This window comes from Paenibacillus dokdonensis (genome assembly GCF_004916975.1).
In the GTDB taxonomy this organism is placed as follows: Bacteria; Bacillota; Bacilli; order Paenibacillales; family Paenibacillaceae; genus Paenibacillus_AQ; species Paenibacillus_AQ dokdonensis.
Genome location: NZ_STGQ01000002.1, coordinates 1,037,050 through 1,056,216 on the forward strand (window position 1 = coordinate 1,037,050; position 19,167 = coordinate 1,056,216).

15 protein-coding genes are annotated in these 19,167 nt (G+C 47.9%); 7 read left to right on the plus strand and 8 right to left on the minus strand.

The annotated features are described in order from the left end of the window. Positions 1-23: 23 nt before the first annotated feature. The 4 genes from E6W40_RS22655 to E6W40_RS22670 all read right to left on the minus strand — a co-directional run bounded on the left by E6W40_RS22655 (position 24) and on the right by E6W40_RS22670 (position 4,536). Positions 24-1,967 carry an ABC transporter permease gene (locus tag E6W40_RS22655; RefSeq protein ID WP_136607824.1) on the minus strand — a complete coding sequence of 648 codons (1,944 nt, stop codon included), beginning with the start codon at positions 1,965-1,967 and terminating at the stop codon, positions 24-26. After that, complete coding sequence (locus E6W40_RS22660) at positions 1,942-2,712, minus strand: ABC transporter ATP-binding protein (protein ID WP_136607825.1); 771 nt, start codon at positions 2,710-2,712, stop codon at positions 1,942-1,944. Before E6W40_RS22660 ends, E6W40_RS22655 begins: the two co-directional genes overlap by 26 nt. Before the next feature lie 139 nt (positions 2,713-2,851). Then, positions 2,852-3,835, minus strand: coding sequence for a sensor histidine kinase (locus tag E6W40_RS22665; protein ID WP_136607826.1), 984 nt, complete (start codon positions 3,833-3,835; stop codon positions 2,852-2,854). Next, the gene (locus tag E6W40_RS22670; RefSeq protein ID WP_136607827.1) at positions 3,832-4,536 is read right to left on the minus strand and encodes a response regulator transcription factor; all 705 of its coding nucleotides are present in this window, start codon (positions 4,534-4,536) and stop codon (positions 3,832-3,834) included. Before E6W40_RS22670 ends, E6W40_RS22665 begins: the two co-directional genes overlap by 4 nt. Positions 4,537-4,809: 273 nt before the next feature. On the opposite strand from E6W40_RS22670, the gene E6W40_RS22675 reads away from it, so the two are divergent. Further along, positions 4,810-6,264 (plus strand): catalase, encoded by a 1,455-nt coding sequence (locus tag E6W40_RS22675; protein ID WP_281281495.1) that lies wholly within the window; start codon positions 4,810-4,812, stop codon positions 6,262-6,264. A gap of 113 nt (positions 6,265-6,377) precedes the next feature. On the opposite strand, the gene E6W40_RS22680 is transcribed toward E6W40_RS22675, so the two are convergent. Beyond that, positions 6,378-7,487, minus strand: a complete 1,110-nt coding sequence (locus tag E6W40_RS22680) for a tetratricopeptide repeat-containing glycosyltransferase family 2 protein (protein WP_136607829.1) — start codon at positions 7,485-7,487, stop codon at positions 6,378-6,380. A 604-nt stretch (positions 7,488-8,091) separates the two neighbouring features. Here E6W40_RS22680 and E6W40_RS22685 point away from each other — a divergent pair. From E6W40_RS22685 to E6W40_RS22695, 3 genes are all read left to right on the plus strand, one after another. Then, on the plus strand, positions 8,092-8,316 hold the full coding sequence (locus E6W40_RS22685) for a hypothetical protein (RefSeq protein WP_136607830.1): 225 nt from the start codon (positions 8,092-8,094) through the stop codon (positions 8,314-8,316). 198 nt (positions 8,317-8,514) lie between these two features. Beyond that, positions 8,515-11,883 (plus strand): copper amine oxidase N-terminal domain-containing protein, encoded by a 3,369-nt coding sequence (locus E6W40_RS22690; RefSeq protein WP_136607831.1) that lies wholly within the window; start codon positions 8,515-8,517, stop codon positions 11,881-11,883. A gap of 151 nt (positions 11,884-12,034) precedes the next feature. Then, positions 12,035-12,451 carry a YugN family protein gene (locus E6W40_RS22695; RefSeq protein WP_136607832.1) on the plus strand — a complete coding sequence of 139 codons (417 nt, stop codon included), beginning with the start codon at positions 12,035-12,037 and terminating at the stop codon, positions 12,449-12,451. Positions 12,452-12,518: 67 nt separating this feature from the next. Here the strand turns inward: E6W40_RS22695 and E6W40_RS22700 are convergent, their stop codons facing one another. Beyond that, the gene (locus tag E6W40_RS22700) at positions 12,519-13,073 is read right to left on the minus strand and encodes a GNAT family N-acetyltransferase (RefSeq protein WP_136607833.1); all 555 of its coding nucleotides are present in this window, start codon (positions 13,071-13,073) and stop codon (positions 12,519-12,521) included. Positions 13,074-13,289: 216 nt separating this feature from the next. Between E6W40_RS22700 and E6W40_RS22705 the strand changes: the two genes are divergently transcribed. From E6W40_RS22705 to E6W40_RS22715, 3 genes are all read left to right on the plus strand, one after another. Beyond that, positions 13,290-13,760 carry a pyridoxamine 5'-phosphate oxidase family protein gene (locus E6W40_RS22705; protein WP_136607834.1) on the plus strand — a complete coding sequence of 157 codons (471 nt, stop codon included), beginning with the start codon at positions 13,290-13,292 and terminating at the stop codon, positions 13,758-13,760. Between the two features lie 112 nt (positions 13,761-13,872). Further along, positions 13,873-15,078 (plus strand): multidrug effflux MFS transporter, encoded by a 1,206-nt coding sequence (locus tag E6W40_RS22710; protein WP_246073171.1) that lies wholly within the window; start codon positions 13,873-13,875, stop codon positions 15,076-15,078. A 160-nt stretch (positions 15,079-15,238) separates the two neighbouring features. Next, positions 15,239-16,624: an FAD-dependent oxidoreductase gene (locus E6W40_RS22715; protein ID WP_136607836.1), complete on the plus strand. Its 1,386-nt coding sequence runs from the start codon at positions 15,239-15,241 to the stop codon at positions 16,622-16,624. A gap of 109 nt (positions 16,625-16,733) precedes the next feature. Here E6W40_RS22715 and E6W40_RS22720 read toward each other — a convergent pair whose 3' ends face one another. Both E6W40_RS22720 and E6W40_RS22725 read right to left on the minus strand, forming a co-directional pair. Then, positions 16,734-18,059: a 6-phospho-beta-glucosidase gene (locus E6W40_RS22720; protein WP_136607837.1), complete on the minus strand. Its 1,326-nt coding sequence runs from the start codon at positions 18,057-18,059 to the stop codon at positions 16,734-16,736. Positions 18,060-18,105: 46 nt separating this feature from the next. Beyond that, entirely contained in the window at positions 18,106-19,098 is a 993-nt protein-coding gene (locus tag E6W40_RS22725) for an N-acetylglucosamine kinase (RefSeq protein WP_136607838.1), read from the minus strand. Between the last annotated feature and the right edge of the window lie 69 nt (positions 19,099-19,167).

The following is a 19,167-nucleotide window of genomic DNA, read 5'->3' on the forward strand; positions in this document are numbered from 1 at the left end:
AGATGTCTTTTTTAGTATAAGGATTACATTACTTTTTGATAGAGATGGTTCAGATAGCGCCAGCGTGTAACGAAAAAGTAGATGATCTGCACTACCAGAAATGAGGAAAATATGGCCAGCGTATGAGAAATAACAGAGAAATCAACGAGCTGCTGCAGTGCGATGAATGCTACACTGCTATGAACGAAGGCTACTAGGAGCGGAAGGAAGAACATAAGGCCAAGCTGCCTTGTAACGGTTTTGGCCAGCTCCTTGCGGCTGAGGCCGACTTTGGATATCATCCGGTACTGCTCCTCGTCCCGGGAAAGATCGGCGTAGAGCCTGAAGTAGATGAAGCTGGCGGCAAAGGTGAAGAATACGATGCCGACAAGCCCGCTGACGATGAGAAGAATGCCGTTCGTCTGCCGGGATTCCACCCACTGGGTAACGAGCGCGCTGAATTGAAAAGGAATATATTGCATTGAATTGGTATCCCCATTATATATGGCCGCAGTCAATTCCCGCGTGATGGCGCGCGTATCATGCCACTTCGGCACGACAAATTCTACATAGTTTACATTCATTAGATTGCCGGCGTTAAACGTGTCGTAGTCCGAATCGGTAACGATATAAATTTTGTAGGCTTCCGGAATGACGATATGCTGGAGAGCCTTTTTGATATGCATGGTCATTTCCCAGTTGCCTTCGAAGTTTACCATCCTAACCGTGTCGGCGCCTACCCCCTCCAGCTTGTATTTGCTGTTCTGGGATATGGTTGAAGGGGATGCCAGCGTCTCCCCGTTTTGGAGCATTTCCAGGTCATAACCAAGTGCCGATGCCAGACGGTTGTATTCGCTCAGCTTGACCAGCGCGAATCCGTCTTGGGTATAGGTCGGGGTATATGAGGCCATCTGGTAAGCAAAGCCTTCCCGCCTCAGCGTCTCTTCGATGAGGCGGATATGCTTTTGTTCGGAATTGTTTTTCAGATCGGATTCATTAAAGGAAATGTACGAAAAAGCATATGGGTTTTTCATCGCGGCAAGCCCCGGATCTCCAATGGCCAGCGAAGTGCCGATGCCCGTGAAGGCAGTAGCCGAAATAATCGATACCATGAAGAACATGACCGCGTTGTCCTTCATCCGGTAGACCAGCTCGGATATGGTCAACAGATTCGTGCGGTTGAAGAAGATGTGAGGCCGTTTTTTCAAGGCTCTTATGACGTATACGCTCAGCTGGGTAAACAGGAAATAGGTGCCGATAATAACCAGCAGCACGCCTCCAAATAGCAGGGCGAACGAGAGGATACGCCAAATCACGAAGATAAGCACAGCGGCGTAGCCAAGCAATATGAGCAATACCGATAACAAAGATAACAGAACAGAGGCCTTCGGCTCCGGTTTCGGCTTATCCTCGGATTTGATCAGCTCGGCCAGCGTTCCTTTCTTGGTCATGAAAGACGTAAAGGCGGCGACGATGATGAACAATGCCAGATACGCCACGGCCGTCAGCAGAATGGCTTTCCCCGGCAGGTAGAACGGAAGGCCGTGCTCGACAGCCAGCAGGGTGGCGCAGATCAGCAGAATCAGCTTGGAAAATACGACACCCACAAGGATGCCGGTAATCATGGCTGCTGCGCCAATCACGACATTTTCAATGAAGAGCATGCGGTTCAGCTGTTTGCGGGACATGCCGAGCAGCAGCAGGATGCCGAACTCTTTTTTGCGCAGCTTGATGAAGGCGCTGACCGAGTACAGCAGGAACAGAAACGAAAATACGAACACGATCGCCTGCGATATGTTCATGCCCATGGTGCCCAGCATGGTTAGCATGGTACTGTTTGAAACAATCGCACCCCGAAGGTCAGGATGGAAAGCGAGCAGGGCATACGTAAAAAAGATCATGACCGAAAAGGCGCTGCTTAGAAAATGGGCGACATAAGTCCGCTTGTTCCGGAAGACGTTGTTAAATGCGAACTGACGGAAATTCATGTCCATTCCCTCCCAGCAGCGACAAAACATTGATGATTTTCTGATAGAAGGCGGCGCGGTTGTCCCCATAATAGATTTCGTTGTAAAGCTGTCCGTCTTTAATGAAAATCACACGGCTGCAGTAGCTTGCTGCAACCGGATCATGTGTGACCAGCATCATGGTTGCCTGATCCTCCCGGTTGCGTTCTTCGAGAATTTCCATAACGTCGCGCGCCGACTTGGAATCCAGGTTGCCTGTCGGCTCATCCGCGAGCACCAGCTTGGGCTGATGAATTAATGATCTGGCAATGGCAGTACGCTGGGCCTGTCCTCCGGAGATTTCATAGGTGCGTTTATCGAGAATGGAGGTGATGCCCAGCTTGTCAGCAAGAACGTCTACCCGTGAATTCATTTCCTTGATACCGACACCGTCAAGTGTAAGCGGCAGCACGATATTTTCTTTGACGGTGAGCGTGTTCAGCAGATTAAAGGATTGGAACACAAACCCCAGCTCCCGGCGGCGGAACAAGGCCAGCTTGTCTTGTGACAGTTGATAAGGATCTTCACCATCTATGCGGATTTCACCCGAGGTGGGCTTATCGATGGTGGAAATCATGTTGAGTAGAGTCGTTTTTCCGCTCCCGGAAGGTCCCATTATGCCTACGAATTCACCCTGGTTGATCGATAGATCAAGATTGGAGAGGGCCTCATAGGAGACCATGCCTTTATATATTTTGCCGAGATTTCGGACGGATAGAATTTCCATTGGCTTTTGAATGCCTCCTTCATTTCTTTAAGTCGTTATCCCGAGTGTAAGCTTCTGGCATGATTTCTCCTATCGACTCAGCTTTCATCTGTCTTACATGATTGTAAGATAAGCGTAAATACGAATGGCGGCTCCATGGTCAGAGAGCATACGGAAAACGGATACGGACCCGTGTGCCTTGCCCCTCGGTAGATTCCAGCTCGATCTGGTGGTTCAATCTGCCGATAACCTCCTTAACGAGGTAGAGCCCCATCCCTGTAGACTCTTTGAAGCGCCTTCCATTTTCTCCTGTATAAAAAGGGCGGAACACCCGCGGAAGATCTGCCTTGGGAATGCCGGCGCCGCGGTCTTGTATCTCCAGAATGACTGCACGACCGTCGGTCTTTGCCGACAGGGTGACCTTCTGCCCGCTACCAGCCGAGTATTTAATGGCATTTGAAAGCAGCTGCTCGAGTATGAACCTCATCCATTTGGCATCCGTCCGCACGGACATGCTTTCATCGATAAGTACCTCGGGATATACATGGCTGCGGATGAAATACCGTTTGTGTTCATGCACCGCCTCGCTTGTGATCTGCTGCAGGTTGACATCTTCCACGCTGAAGTCCTGCTCGAATGTATCGAGCCGGGCCACATACAAAACCATTTCAAGACCTCTTCTCAAACGGTCTGATTCTTCCGAAATGCTGATCATCCGTTCGTCCTCTTCATCCTGTGTCACCATCTCGATGACAGAAAGTGGCGTTTTCATCTGATGTACCCATTGGTTCATAAAGGTAAGGTAGTCCTCGTTCTTACGTTCCCAGTTCTGCAGCATATTCTGATACTGTCTATACTGGGTTTCCATGAGTTCGCTGAGAGCTGACGGAAGTGGTGATGATTCATGTCTGTGCACGGATTCGGCCAGAGAATCGACAGGATGGGAGAGACGCTCATAAAAGCCGCGATGGGTGAAATAGCGGAAAACAAGATACCCGGCAAAGATAAACAATCCCAGCAAAAGGGCGTAAATAGCAGTAAGCGGATGATTGTAACCATCGAACCAGAAGACCATCAGTACAGCCAGAAGTTCGAACAAGGTAAAAATCAACAGAGAGAGATGTTCCCGGACGAATAGCCTCATGGCAGGGGTTTGTCCTTCCAGGTCGAATGAAGCCGGTATCCCATTCCCCGAACGGTTTCCAGCGCGTCTTCAAGTCCAAGCTCCGCCAACCGTTTCCGCACCCGTGTAATATTGACGCTCAGCGTGTTATCATCCACGAAAGTATCGTCCCACAATTTCTCCAGAATGACCTCCCGGCTCACTACCCGCGGGCTCCGCTCCATCAAGGTTTCTATTAAAATGGTTTCTTTTTTGCTTAACGTTACGGTCTGGCTACCCAGTTTCAGCTCCATGCGTTCCGGATATAAAATCAATCCCTCTTTTTCCACGGTGCGTTCTTCATTCTTCGAAGCATAATCACCGTAGACGCGCCGAAGCTGACTGCGGATTTTGGCCATCACAATTTCATAGTAAAAAGGCTTGGTGATAAAGTCGTCGGCCCCGTTCTCCAGTGCCATTATCTGATCCATTTTCTCGCTGCGAGCGGAGATGAAAATAATCGGGCAGGTCGATTTTTGCCGGATCTGGCGGCACCAGTAAAATCCGTCAAAGCTCGGGAGATTAATATCCAGAAGAACAATATGAGGCGTATGCTTTTCAAATTGTTCCAACACGTGATCAAAATCATGAATAACAATGCCGATATCTCCGTATTTTTCAATATGAGACTTCAGTAAGTCTGCAATTTTGGGATCGTCTTCAACGATTAATATTTTATACATACCAATAGCTCCTACATCGTTTTATGGAATGAAAGTCGCTTTCTTCACATTATTATACATGGTACAGCCTTCTTCACTAAATGAAGTGTAGGGTCTTTTCATATAGACGTGATTTTTTCAGCATAACACTGCAGTGTTGGACATATAATTTAACAGATTATAATAATTATAATTTAATATTGATTTTCATTATCGCTTACGTTACAATAAACCACATCAGTTACTTATTTAGAATTATTCTAATTTGATTATATATGAGGGGGAAACATGATTATGGCAAAACTCGCAACAAATCAGGGCGTTCCAATCGGGGATAATCAAAATTCAAGAACGGCAGGACAAAATGGACCTACACTGCTGGAGGACTATCAGCTTCTGGAGAAGCTGGCGCATTTTGACCGCGAACGTGTACCGGAGCGTGTTGTTCACGCCCGCGGTGCCGGAGCGCATGGTGTTTTCAAGCTGACAAACAGCATGAAGCGTTATACAAAGGCGGCATTTTTGCAAAATGAAGGGCTGGAAACGCCAGTGTTCGCCCGTTTTTCCACGGTTATTCACGGACAGCATTCCCCGGAGACGCTGCGGGATCCACGCGGATTCGCTGTTAAGTTTTATACGGAGGAAGGAAACTATGATTTCGTTGGCAATAACCTCCCGGTGTTTTTTATCCGTGACGCGATGAAGTTTCCGGATATGGTCCATTCTCTCAAGCCTGATCCACGCACGAATATTCAAGATTCAGACCGTTACTGGGATTTCATGTCGCTAACTCCTGAATCAACGAACATGATGGTGCATCTGTTCACGGATGAAGGCATTCCGGCGAACTACCGCCAGATGCGCGGATCGAGCGTCCATGCTTACAAATGGATCAACCAGTTCGGCAATATGGTGTACGTGAAGCTGCGCTGGGTTCCGAAACAGGGCGTGAAACATTTGAGCGGGGCCGAAGCTTCGGCCATTCAAGCGAACGACTTCAACCATGCCAGCCGTGATTTATATGAAGCGATTGAGCGCGGGGATTATCCGGAGTGGGATCTGTATGTGCAGGTGCTGGACCCTGCCGATCTGGACAGCTTCGATTTCAATCCGCTGGATGCGACGAAGGACTGGTTCGAAGAGGATGTCCCTTACCAACTGGTGGGAACGATGACGTTGAACCGGAATCCGGAAAATATTTTTGCGGAAACAGAGTCTGTTGGTTTCAATCCGGGTGTGCTTGTACCAGGCATCGAGCCTTCGGAGGATAAGATGCTGCAGGGGCGGTTGTTCTCCTACTCGGATACCCAGCGCCACCGCATTGGACCTAACTATCTGCAGCTTCCGATCAATTGCCCGTTTGCGCAGGTAAGCAACAACCAGCGTGACGGAGCGATGCCGATCAAACAGCAAACGGACCGGATTAACTATGAACCGAACCGCTATCAGCATACGCCGAAAGAAGATCCGGCTTACCAGGATGTGCCGCAGCCTATTCAGGGCGTGATCTCCCGGGAGAAGATCAACAAACCGAATGATTTTGGCCAGGCAGGCCAAGTGTTCCGCAAATATACTCCAGAGGTTCAAGCACAGCTGGTCAGCAATCTGGCTGCCGATCTGGAGCATGTCGCAGAGCAGACCAAACTTCTTACCATCTGTAACTTTTACCGTGCGGATGAAGAGCTGGGCAAACGTCTGGCAGATGCTCTTCAAGTGGACCTGGCCCCGTTTCTTTCGCGGTTGTCGTAATTACAGTTCATAATCATTAAACTAAAACAGGACATCGCTTAAGCGATGCCCTGTTTATTCATATATTGCCACAATTATGCGCTGTGAATAAGTGCTTATATTTATTGAAGGAGTTAAACACTGGAAACGGCTGCTGTGCCCGGCTCATGAACAATTTCGAGCTTATCCTCAAGATATGCTTTATTGCTTATGACCGCCGGGTGTTGCGGCTGGAAATGCCGCGCAGCTTCGTTATGCCGGTAAGCGAGTTCGTGAAATCCGAGTCGGTCGTAGCAAACGCAAAGCTGCAGATGTGGCAGCCAGGTGGAGCAGCTTATGTTTTGCATGCCCCAGCTGCTGTCGGGTGCAGGGTTCTCGACCGCCTGCTTATACCAGAATACAGCGGAGCTGTATTCCTTTTTTTGCATGAAGTAATACCCCATACGGCAGCAAAACTCAGGGCGGGGCGGTCCATATTCAAATGACTTCAGAGTACAGGCGAGTTCCCTAGAGCTGTCCCCCAGCTCATGATAGCAATCAGCAAGCTTGCCGCATGCTGCAATATTGTCTTCGATCCATCCCTTTTCATCATCCAGGAACTTCTGATAGTAGACGGCTGCCATTTCGAAATAACGGTGATCCTTCAGTTCATTGGCAAAATAGTAGACATCCCTTGGTGAGAAGATCTCCCCTTTGGACTGTCTTTTCATATATATTTTCAAATTCCGGTCGTTGTCACGGTCATCACCGCAATGCGTCACGGCAATATCACTGTCGATGATTTGTCCTCCGACTTCAAGGTATTCATGAACGGCTCCGATCCAGCGGAACTGATTGCTTCTTTTTACAAGACGGTTGCGGCGCAGGCTGGACACCACGTTGGCATGCTCGTCAAAAGCCAGATGATATTTCATGGTGACAGAATCGGTTTCAGGCTCCAAATCGCTTTTGAGAGCAATCAGCTTGGAAAGATCCTCTTCCATGAGAACGTCATCCGCATCGAGCCACAGGATATAATCCTTATCTGCTTGGCTGAAAGCATAATTGCGTGCGGCTGCGAAATCATCAATCCACTCGAAATCAAGAACATGGCGGGTGAACTTGCGGGCAATCTGTTTCGTGCTATCCGTGGAGCCGGTATCGACGATGATAATCTGGTCGACAGCTCTATGTACCGAAGAAAGACAGCGCTCCAGAGAGGTTTCCTCATTTTTGACGATCATGCACAAGCTGATACTTATCATTTTATTATCACTCCTTGGAAGGGTAGATCTTTTAAACGGGAATAACCCCCAAAACTTAGTAAGTGGTACAAATATCATGAATACATTTGGTATGGGGTGCGAAAAGGGCAACTCGAACGATTTCAGTCATTCATTTGTATGACGTTAAATCAGAAAGCAGACCGCAGAAAAAGACCATGGCGTTCAGACAGTCTGATTTCGTCGCATTGAAAAACAAGGGTACGGATCTATGTTGGAATGAATCATGTAGGAGAAAAAATGGATGAGTATTAATGAAAAGGTCTTTCAGCATGTGAAATGGAATGCCGAGGGTATAACCCGTCAGATATTGTGGATCAGGAGCCCTTTTTCATTCCTGAAAAGCAGTTTATACCGCTTAAGGGCATTCCTGTCCCATCGGGTAGTCATCAATAAAATAAGGTTTATCGAGACCGACAAATCTCCTCTTAAACTGAGCAGATTCGTTTGGTCCTTTTTTGTGTTATAGGGCGAACGATGCCGTAATTCAGCGGATTTTTCATTTTCATGAGGGAATAGACAATATATCCCATGTAAGTTATATTGGAACGTATAACGTGCTGCGCATGCAGGGAGGCAACATTCATTGGAGAAGAAAATAACGCTACTAATCAGCTTTATCATCGGATTTATGTTAATGCAGCTATCATCAGAGGAACCTTTGTCCCTCTTTAAGTCCTTTTTTGGATCCGTTACCAAAATTGAACCTTATCTCATCTATCTTCTGCAATTTATAGGCTTCATCCTGGTGATCTGGTCCATCATTCTAACCTTTAATGAGCTGATCAAGCTTCAAAAAAACAAATCATAAAAGCAAAAAGCACTGCCTACAGGCGGTGCTTTTTTAGATTACACCTCGAAAAAGATCTAAATCTGAGAAGGTTCGTCGAAGACGCCTTTTTAATGATCTAGAACCTATATATTTTTTTAAAAATGGAAAACATTTCTGGCCCTTCGCTCGTCAAATAAGTGTAGTTATTTTATATAAGAAAGATTGAGGAGGAGAACCGTGAAAAAGCTTTGGGTTATGCTTGTGGCGGTACTGATGGTTGTTTCATTTTCTCTGCAGCCTGCGCAGGTGCAGGGGGCAGCCGCCCAAAAAATTAGTGTGTATGTGGACGGAGTCAAACTGAATCCGCTGCAGGCGCCCACTATGGTCAAAGGCAGAACGATGCTGCCGATGCGGGCGATTTTTGAAGCGTTTGATGCAAAGGTGTCGTGGAACCAGAAGACCAGTACGGTAACCGCTACCCGAGATGATATTACGATCGTACTCAAAATAGGAGCGCAGACGGCAACGGTCAACAATCAAAGGATCGTACTGGATGTGCCTGCTCAAAATCTGTCGGGAACCACCATGGTTCCAGTCCGCTTCGTGAGCGAAACACTTGGCGCTGAAGTAAATTGGAATCAAGCCGCGCAGACCGTAAGTATCATGACCTCGGATACCGCCGTTGGCTCCGTTTCTTATGTATCCGCACGTGTCGTTGGTAAAAACGGCGATGGTCGCGACCTGGAAGTAAGCTTTCCAAAAGTGCAGCGGGAATCGGATATCAGCGAATACCGTGTTCTGGTAGTCAAGTCCTCTAATGCATATGGCTTTACGCTGTCTCAGGCTCTTTCTACCGGATCTTACACATCGGTGCAGCCGTCCGGATATGATCCGCTCGTGACATTGTCCGCACAGTCGAAGGATGTGAACGGTGATGTGTTGAAGGCTAATCAATCTTATAGCGTCTATGTACTCACAATAGGCAAAAGAGGCTCCAGCGCTTTATCCGGCGTTTCACCAACGGTCACATTGACCACAGCTTCACCGGTGAGCTCGGTTTCCAGCGTAAAAGCGAGTGATATTAATGATTATGGTGACGGCCGGGATATTTCGGTCAGCTTTAACCAGCCTCAAAATACAAGCAACATTCAGAACTACCGTGTCATGGTCGTGAAGACCAAGGATGCAGGCAGCTTTAGTCTCAATTCCGCCAATGCGGTTGCAAGCTCTAATTATACGACAGTTAGCAAGTCGAGCAGTACGACAATAACTTCAACATTAAATTCAACAACAAGAGATACTTCCGGTGAATATATTAAAAACGGCGTCTCCTATACCGTCTTTATCCTTTCTGTTGCTAACGGCAGCAATGCAACATCTCAGCTCTCCTCGGCATCATCCGCATTTACGCTGACCGCCAGCGCGATTGCGGCACCGGTCATTACCAAAGTGGAGGATGTCAGCAACTACGGGGACGGACGCGATCTGATGGTGCGTTTCAACAAATCATCCGATGAGTCTCGAATCGGTTCTTACCGTATCTTTGTGGTCAAGGACAGCAGAGCAAACAGCTTCAATCTGTCAGAAGCAAGCAGAGTGTCCAGTTCCTATTACACGGTGGTCAGCAAGACAGGGTACAATATTAACCAAACCTTGTCGAGTGGAGCCAGGGATGTGGACGGATCGCTGATCAACCCGGGTGTGGCCTATCGCGTTTTCGTCATGGCCGTAGGAACCGGAAGTTACTCGGGTAGCTATTCGCTCTCGTCAGCTTCCTCTTCCATTGTGTTATACGGAAATACGGATGTATATGCACCAACGAACGTGAACGTTGCCGATGTCTCAGATTATGGGGATGGTCGTGATCTTCGTGTTTCGTTTACACGGGCTGCGGATGAAAGCAATCTGTACGGCTACCGGATTATGGTTGTGAAGGCTGCGGATGCTTATTATTTCGATTTGGCGCAAGCCAATGCCGTATCCAGCTCTAATTACACTTCCGTAAATAAAGCGGGAAATACCATTACCCAAACTCTTTCCTCGGGCGCAAGAGACGTGAACGGTCAATCCATCCGTAATAACGTCAGCTACCGGGTCTTTGTACTCGCTGTAGGTTCATACAGTACGAATGCACTGTCGAGCTACTCTTCAGCCATTACGCTGACCGGAAACACAAGTGTATATCCGGCTGCCAATGTAACGGCCAGAGATATCGACGATAATAATAACGGAAGCGATATGGAAGTTACGTTTACGCGTGCGAAAGAAGATTATAACATTAATGAATACAGAATCATGGTTGTCAAAGAGTCTGATTACCCTTATTTCGATCTGACATCGGCCAATGCCGTGTCAAGCGGCAGCTATACCCGCATTACGGATGCCGGAAGCAAACAAAGCATTACCAAGACCCTCTCTTCCAGCGCGAAGGATATAAACGGCCAGGCGATTAAAAACAACGTTAAATACCGGGTGTTTGTGCTATCGGTAGGAGTAAACGGCTTCAACAATGCGCTATCATCTCCATCTGCTGGCATTACTTTGTCGCAAAGCTATACAGTGGGAGCAGCGAAGAATGTCAGTGCTCAGGATGTAGGAGACAATAATGATGGCCGCGATCTGCAGGTAACATTTAACCGTGCTGATAACGATTCGGATATTCAGCACTACCGGGTTATGGTGGTGAAATCCTCGAAAGCAGGAAGATTTAATGAAACGGCTGCAAGCAATATAGGTGGTTCCAATTATACGGTCGTTGGCAAAAACAATAACAACAGCTATACAAGGACGCTGGACGCTGATTCCAGAGATACCGATGGAGATGCAATTACAAGTGATGTTTCCTACAAAGTGTATGTCCTCTCCGTTAGTAACCACGGTACGTATGCTCTCTCGGATGCTTCCGGTGATATTAAATTAGATACAACCGCACCTCTGGTAAGTAATTTGAGTGCAGTTGATGTTGATGATCAACATGATGCTAGAGACATTCAGGTATCTTTTGTAAAGGCAAAGGATGAAAGCAATATTCAAGAGTATAAAATATTTGTTGTAAAGGGCAGTATTGCGGGCAGCTTTGATCTTAAAGCAGCAAACAAGGCGAACAGCGCAGCACGTGCAGATACAGGCAGTAATTTCGATCAAGCGCTCCCCCAAAACGCAACGGATTCAGATGGAAGTAAAATCGTTGAAGATATGGAATATAAGGTATATGTCCTGTCTGTTGCCAAGTCCGGAACGAGCAGCCTGGCAAGTACGAAGACGGTTACTCTGAAAAACAACAGTGTCGGCGCACCTACGGATGTGAAGGCGTCATGGAATAAGGACGGGGCTCTTGAGGTTACTTTTACGAAAGCGGAAGGTCAGTCCTATTCCGTATTTCTCTCATCCAGCAAAATCTCGTTTGACGCTGTGGCAAAAAAAATAAAAACGTTAAGAACGGCTAGTAATGATGAAACTCCGGTTACCTTCAACGCAGACGAAAAGGATTTTAACGGAGAAAAAATCGTACCGTCGAAAAATTACTACGTTTACGTACTCGCAAATGGGGATAAAAAACAAGCCTTGTCTGCTTCGGTAGAAGTTAAAGCCGTCGCTGAGAAATAATTTTTCGTCAAACAATCTTTCTTTGCAGCAGCACAAAGAGCATCGGACCCTATCGGTCCGGTGCTTTTTTGCTGTTCATTTCACTTTCTCGTATAAAGCGAACCATTCACGTCCATCCTTTAACTAAAAACAGCAAGGTGGGCGAATTTAAATGATCAATCTGGAGTCAAGACTCGAAAATATCGAAGACCGCTTTGTAAATATCGACAGCTATTTATGCACGCATGATTTTACGCTAGCTGGCAACTGGGACTACAAACACGGCTATCTGGACAAACGGCTCGATCAGGAACGGATGGTATGGCTGCGGATTCCTTTTCACGTGACCAAGGGAAGTCTGGATGGGGAATGCGGTGGATGCCATGCAACCGTCAAACTGGGACGCCCGTTCGTATTCAAATATATCTACAACACGGGTACGGACAAGCATGCCACCCCGCATTTAATGGGTGCCCTCTTCGACCAGTTTCAGCCGCCGCTTGACGATGATGCACCCCTGGATAATTTTTGGGTGGAGCATGCCAGAAAAGTGCTGAATGAAGTCGAACGGGGCTATTATTTGCATTAAGATTTGCTTGAATACCAGCCTGGGCGGATACTTTCGGCCGGGCTGTTTCTGATGTACCCCTCAGCCGTTATATCAGATTTTTATAGTAGATAAGATTGTCTGTCCATTCGCCAAATTCGAAAATAAATCCTTTGCGGGTACACTCATATTCCAGTCCTGCGCTTTGTGCGAGTCGGATGGAGGCTTCGTTATCAACATTGATGTGCGCCTCAATACGGTGGAAATTCAAGTCACTGGATGCAAAGTCCAGCGCTTTAAGTACGGCCTCTTTACCATAACCGTTGCGCCAATATTGATTATGAATCATGTAACCAATACATCCCCATTGGAATTCACTTCTTACCAGTGTCATGAAGTCGATCATCCCCACATGTGACCCTTCATCCTTTAAAAATAGCCCGTAAGCATAAACTTCGTCATTCCGTGCTAGCTCTTGATGCTGTTGTATCAAACGCACATACCATTCCATGGAACATTCATTCATATCCCGGTTACCTTCATCATGTCTGTGCTGGGACGGTAGTCTATTGTTGTATCCAGTAAGCCAAGCTAAGTAATCTTCTACTTTTAAGGGTCTTATCCTAAGTCTCTCGGTTTCGTAAGAAGTATCGTAATATTTCAATAATGTTGCACCTCTTTAGAATGGATTTTACATATTTTTCAATAATCTGAGTCTAGCATATGCAGTATTGGAAGAAAATAAATTCAGGCGTAGAGTGGGTCATCCGGGGGAGATCATCCAGCAAACACCGCCATATGAAAAAATTTAGGGTTCTTTTTCAACCGTGAAATGAGCTACAATAGAATGAAAATACAAGAGGAGGAGGGATTCGACTCTATGGAACAGTCGCCAAGCCAGGAGCTTTCCGCGGAACTATATGAGCTGCTGAACGGTAAGGACCTCGAGACCAAAAAGCATGAAGCCTTGATGCTGATGACCGTCACGGAAGAAGAATGGCCACATACGGCCATGATCAGTGCAGGTGAAATAATTGCTTTGGACTCCAAGCGGGTGAGATTGGCCATGTGGTCCGGTACGACAACCACGCGTAACCTGATTCGTACGGAAAAGGCGACTCTGGCGTTTGTTTACGCTGGAGCAGCGCATTATATCAAGCTTTCGCTGAAACGGTTGCCGGTTCTGCCTGCAGCCAAACATCCGCGCGAACGGTTCGAGGCAGATATTGTGGCTGTCAGATCAGACGTGGCGCAATATGCCGATATTACCACCGGGATTCAGATTGATCTGAAGGAAGAGGAGTCCGTCCTCCGGCGGTGGCATGAAACATTGGCAGAACTCATGCTGTAATGGTTATAAGGGGGAACACTTACTCGTTATGAATAAACAAACGCAAGGTGTCCAAAGCCGGGACGGGGTTCAGGAAGAGCTGCCTGTACGGCCCAGCACAAGCCGGCTTTGGATGATTATCGTTCTGGGGGCGCTATCTGCCTTCGGTCCATTTTCGCTGGATATGTATTTGCCTGCGCTGCCAAGCCTCGCGGATACGATGCATACGACAACCTCGCTGACACAGCTCAGCCTGACTTCCTGTTTGATTGGACTTTCGGTAGGCCAATTGCTCGCTGGGCCGTTCAGTGATGTCCGCGGACGGCGCATTCCACTGCTGATCGGCATGGTGGTTTACGGCGTTTCATCTTTATTATGCGCATTTAGCACATCGATTGAGATGCTGATACTTTTGCGCTTTATTCAAGGGATTGCAGGGTCCGCTGGGATTGTCATCTCGCGCGCGATTGTCAGAGATATGTATTCCGGCTCAGAGCTGACCAAGCTTTTCTCTATGCTGATGCTGGTAAATGGTGCAGCACCGATTTTGTCTCCGATTGTGGGCGGTCAGCTGCTGCAAGTGACATCCTGGCGCGGCGTATTTATCGTGCTTGCGGTGATTGGCATCGTGATGCTTTTATCGGTACTGTTTGGATTACCCGAGACGCTTAAACCAGATAGACGCTCCAGCGGCGGCATGAAGAACACGCTCAAGACATTTGGTGTACTGCTGAAAGATCGTAAATTTATGGGACTTGCATTAAGCTCGGGATTTATTTCTGCAGCGATGTTTGCCTATATTTCGGGATCGCCGTTTGTGCTTCAAAAAATTTACGGGGTAAGCCCGCAAATGTTCAGTCTGATTTTCGCTATGAACGGGCTTGGCATTATTATTGCTGGACAGATCACAGGTCGACTGGCCGGACGGGTCAACGAAAAGAAACTGCTGGTGACAGGTATTACCCTGGCGACGATCGGAGGCCTGTCCCTCCTGATTCTGCTGACAGCCAAAGCGCCGCTTGCAGCAATCCTGCCACCGCTGTTTATTGTTGTCTCCTGCGTTGGTATTGTGGGTACCGCGGGCTCCTCGCTGGCTTTGCAGAATTATGGGCACGCGGCAGGCAGCGCATCGGCACTGCTCGGATTGTTATCATACATTTTCGGAGGCATTGTCAGTCCTCTTGTCGGCATCGGCGGCAGCACATCAGCGCTTCCGATGGGTATCGTGATCGCCGGTGCGGATGTGCTTTCCGTGCTTTGTTACCTGCTGCTGGTCCGCAGTGCCAGAAGCAGGGTGCTGACGGCGGAGGTTTCTGGCGTTCACAACAAGAGCAGTTAACATGCAAAATGAGACGTAAAAATGGCCGGAAGATATATTACCATAAAGTAGAAGTGTAACTTATATAGTTACACTTCTTTTTGTTTGGGTAATTGATATTAATGGACATCCTGATGGGAAATTGGATATTTGGAAAAGCTACGGGAAAGGAGAGAATGAGATGAATAACAATTATGACGCCATTATTATTGGCTTTGGCAAGGGTGGAAAAACACTGGCAGGTGCAATGGAGAGACAGGGGTGGAAGGTTGCGATGATCGAGCAGTCCGATAAAATGTACGGAGGAACCTGCATCAACATCGCATGTATTCCATCCAAGTCGCTTGCGTATCAATCCAAGTATGCAGCCTTCCTAAATCCAAACTCTTTTGAGGATCAGAATGCTTACTATACACAAGCCATTTCGGAGAAGAACGAACTGGTATCCTTTTTACGAACTAAAAACTATCACAATCTGAGTGATAAAGAAGGAATCACTGTTATTACAGGCAAAGCGAGCTTTATCTCCTCACACGAAATAAAGGTGGAGATGAAGGATGAAACCGTCCAGCTTACCGCGGAGCGGATTTTTATTAATACAGGAGCAACTCCGATCGTTCCGAATATCCAGGGAATCCATGCAAGCAAATACGTATATGACAGCACGACGTTGATGGATAAAACGGAACTTCCCAAACACCTTGTCATCATCGGCGGAGGATATATCGGCCTGGAATTTGCATCGATGTATGCCAATTACGGATCAGATGTGACTGTGCTCGATGGAGCAGAGGTATTTTTGAAGCGTGAAGACCGCGATATTGCCAAAGGGGTCCTAAAAACGCTTGAGGGTAAGGGGATACGGTATATATCCGGCGCACAGGTTCAAACTGTTCAAGACAAGAAACCGGATGGCACACAGGTCATTTACTTACGTAGTGGTGCGGATCAGCCTGAAACGCTAGAGGCGGATGCGATCCTGCTGGCGACAGGCAGAAAACCTAATACGGAAGAATTGAATCTGGCTCAAGCAGGCGTTGCGGTTAATGAAAAGGGAGCCATTCAGGTGGATGAACATCTGAAGACTAACATTCCCCATATTTGGGCAATTGGTGATGTGAAGGGCGGACCACAATTTACTTATGTTTCGTTGGATGATTTTCGAATCATCAAGGATCAACTATTTGGCGCTGGGAAACGCTCCACGAAGGATCGTGTGAATATTCCTTATTCGGTATTTATCGATCCTCCCTTATCGCGGGTGGGTTTGTCAGAGGATGAGGCAATAGAACAGGGGTATGAGATCAAGATCGCGAAAATGCCCGTCGCAGCCAGTCCCCGAGCCAGATTAATGAAAGAAACACAAGGTGTTTTAAAGGCAGTCGTCGATGCCAAGACGGATCAGATTCTGGGATGTACGCTCTTTTGTACAGAATCAAGTGAAATTATTAATATCGTTCAAATATTCATGCAAACCGGGCAAAACTATACACTCCTTAGAGACCAAATCTTCACGCACCCTACGATGAGTGAAGTATTTAATGATTTGTTCGGACAAATGGAGTAGCGATATTTTGCACAATGATTCAGAGGGAAAAGACAAAACAACAACCGCCCTGCTCCGGTTAATCCTGGGCAGGGCGGTTACATTTAGGAAATCATATATAATACCTAATTTATGCGTTAGCCGTCGTTTCTTTAAAAAACTGCGGCAAATATTCCTTGTTTGCTTCCAGCATTTCATCCAGCATCCGGATCGCCACTTCCACGGACGGAACCAGTGGATGATGGGCCAATGCTTGGATTGCCAATCCGCGATCACCGGTTACAGCAGCATCAATGGCGAGACGCTCATAGGTTTTAACTGCATGGATCAGACCGACAGCCATCGGAGGGACCTTGGTCAATGGAAGCGGCAGCGGGCCGGTTTTGGTGACTACACAGTTGACTTCAATGCTCGCATCATCCGGCAGGAAGTCAATAATGCCTTGGTTGGCGACGTTCAGGGTTTGGATGTCATTCGAACCATTGTACAGCGAACGCATCAGGTTCACGGCTGCTTCAGAATAGAAGGCACCGCCGCGTTGTTCCAGCTGCTTGGGCTTATCCTTCAGTTCCGGATCGTTATACAGCTCGAACAGCTCTTCCTCAACACGCTTAACCACTTCCGCGCGGTTGCCGCCTCTTTGGAAGGATTCCAGCTGCTCTTCGAGCATGGCATCAGTCATATAGAAGTATTTCAGGTAATAGGAAGGAAGAGCGTGAAGGGACTGAAGGAATTCCGGATTCCATTCCCGTGCAGGCACGTTCTTCGCGCTGTATCCAGCGGTATCAGCGAGCATTTCATCCAGCTTGTCTTCGCCATTCACATCGATGCGTGTAATCCAGTGCAGATGGTTCAGGCCAACGAATTCAGCATAAATGCGGTCCGCTTCTACACCGTATTTGGCTGACGTTTGCTTGATCAAGCCGATGGGCGCATTGCAGAGGCCGATGCTTTTTACATTGGAATATTTCAGGATGGCTTCCGTAACCATGCCCGCAGGATTCGTGAAGTTCAGCAGCCAGGCGTTTGGGGCAAGCTCTTCAATATCGCGGCAGATGTCGAGCAGGACCGGGATCGTCCGAAGTGCTTTCATCATGCCCCCGGGACCGGTGGTCTCCTGGCCAATTACACCATATTTCAGAGGGATGGATTCATCGCGGCCGCGCGCATCCAGCATGCCTACACGCATTTGGGTGCTGACAAAGTCTGCATCTTTAATCGCCTCGCGGCGATCCAAGGTCAGATGGACTTCAATGGGAAGACCGGATTTCTCGACCATACGCTTGGCCAAGTTGCCGACAATATTCAATTTGCGCTGCCCTGGCTCAATATCCACCAGCCACAGCTCACGTACCGGGAGCTCGGCATAGTGAAGGATGAATCCCTCAACGAGTTCCGGAGTATAGGAAGATCCACCGCCGATTACTGCTATTTTGAGTCCTTGTTCATTTGTCATTTCTGCACGCTCCAGTCTTGAAAGAATTGAATTTATATTTATGGGGTTATCTTGTTGTTTGTTTAATATGTTCAAAATCACGGAAGGCCCGCATTTTGTCATACACTTCCCGGCTTATTGGATGTCCGTCCGCTTCCATGGCTGACCATATGGCGCCGACAACCGGCTCTGCGGACAGCGTGACGACGGCTGCATTCGGAGCGGCTGCTGCGACTGCCTGTTCAACCTTGCTTCGGATCCAGCCGCGGTCTCCCCTTGTTAGCAGACTTCCTGCCAACACGACGTCGAACGTATCTTTCTCCATGCCAAGCCTATGGATAACTGCCACCGCTGATTTGCCGAGCTCTACGCCTTGACGGGTCAGAATCTCAAGGGCTACGGCATCATTTTCCGCCGCCGCTTCAAACAGCAGCTTCGCCGCATGTACGGGTACATGCTTCCCGTGATCCTGAAAGTCTTCAAACATATCGCTGACGTTGTCATATCCGAGGAAGTTCAGCAGAAGCGGCGTCAGCAGCGTCGTTTGCTCGCGGCCATCCCATGAGCGGATGACGGAGCGGAACACCTCGATATTGAGGGAACCGCCTCCGCCAAAATCACCGTACATGTAATCAAAGCCGCCTACCTGAACATGTTCCCCCGCAGGATTTCGTCCAGCGGCGTTGGTTCCTGTTCCGCAGATCAGAGCGACACCATAAGGATGGTTGGTACCTGCACGCAGGCCGATCATCGTATCGCAATTGATCGAATAATTCTGGGTGAAGCCGATTCCCTGGACTAAAGGATGCAGGATACGGTAATCTGCTTCCCGATCTGCGCCAGCCAGCCCGAAATAGGTGTGCGAAATTTCATGAACCCGCAGGCCTGCTTCGTTCAGCGCGCCTTCCGCAGCTTCCCGGATACTTTGCGCAGCCATGGAACGGTCAATCTGGTGATTGCCGTTGCCACTTACGCCTTTGCCAAGCACGCTGCCGCGGTCGTCGGTCAGCAGGGCGTATGTTTTTGTTCCTCCCCCATCGATTCCCAAGTAGTAAGTCAATGGTCGTCACTCCTATATATACGGATATATTTTTTTAGTTGAATCAATTTCATAACTCACTAAAACGAT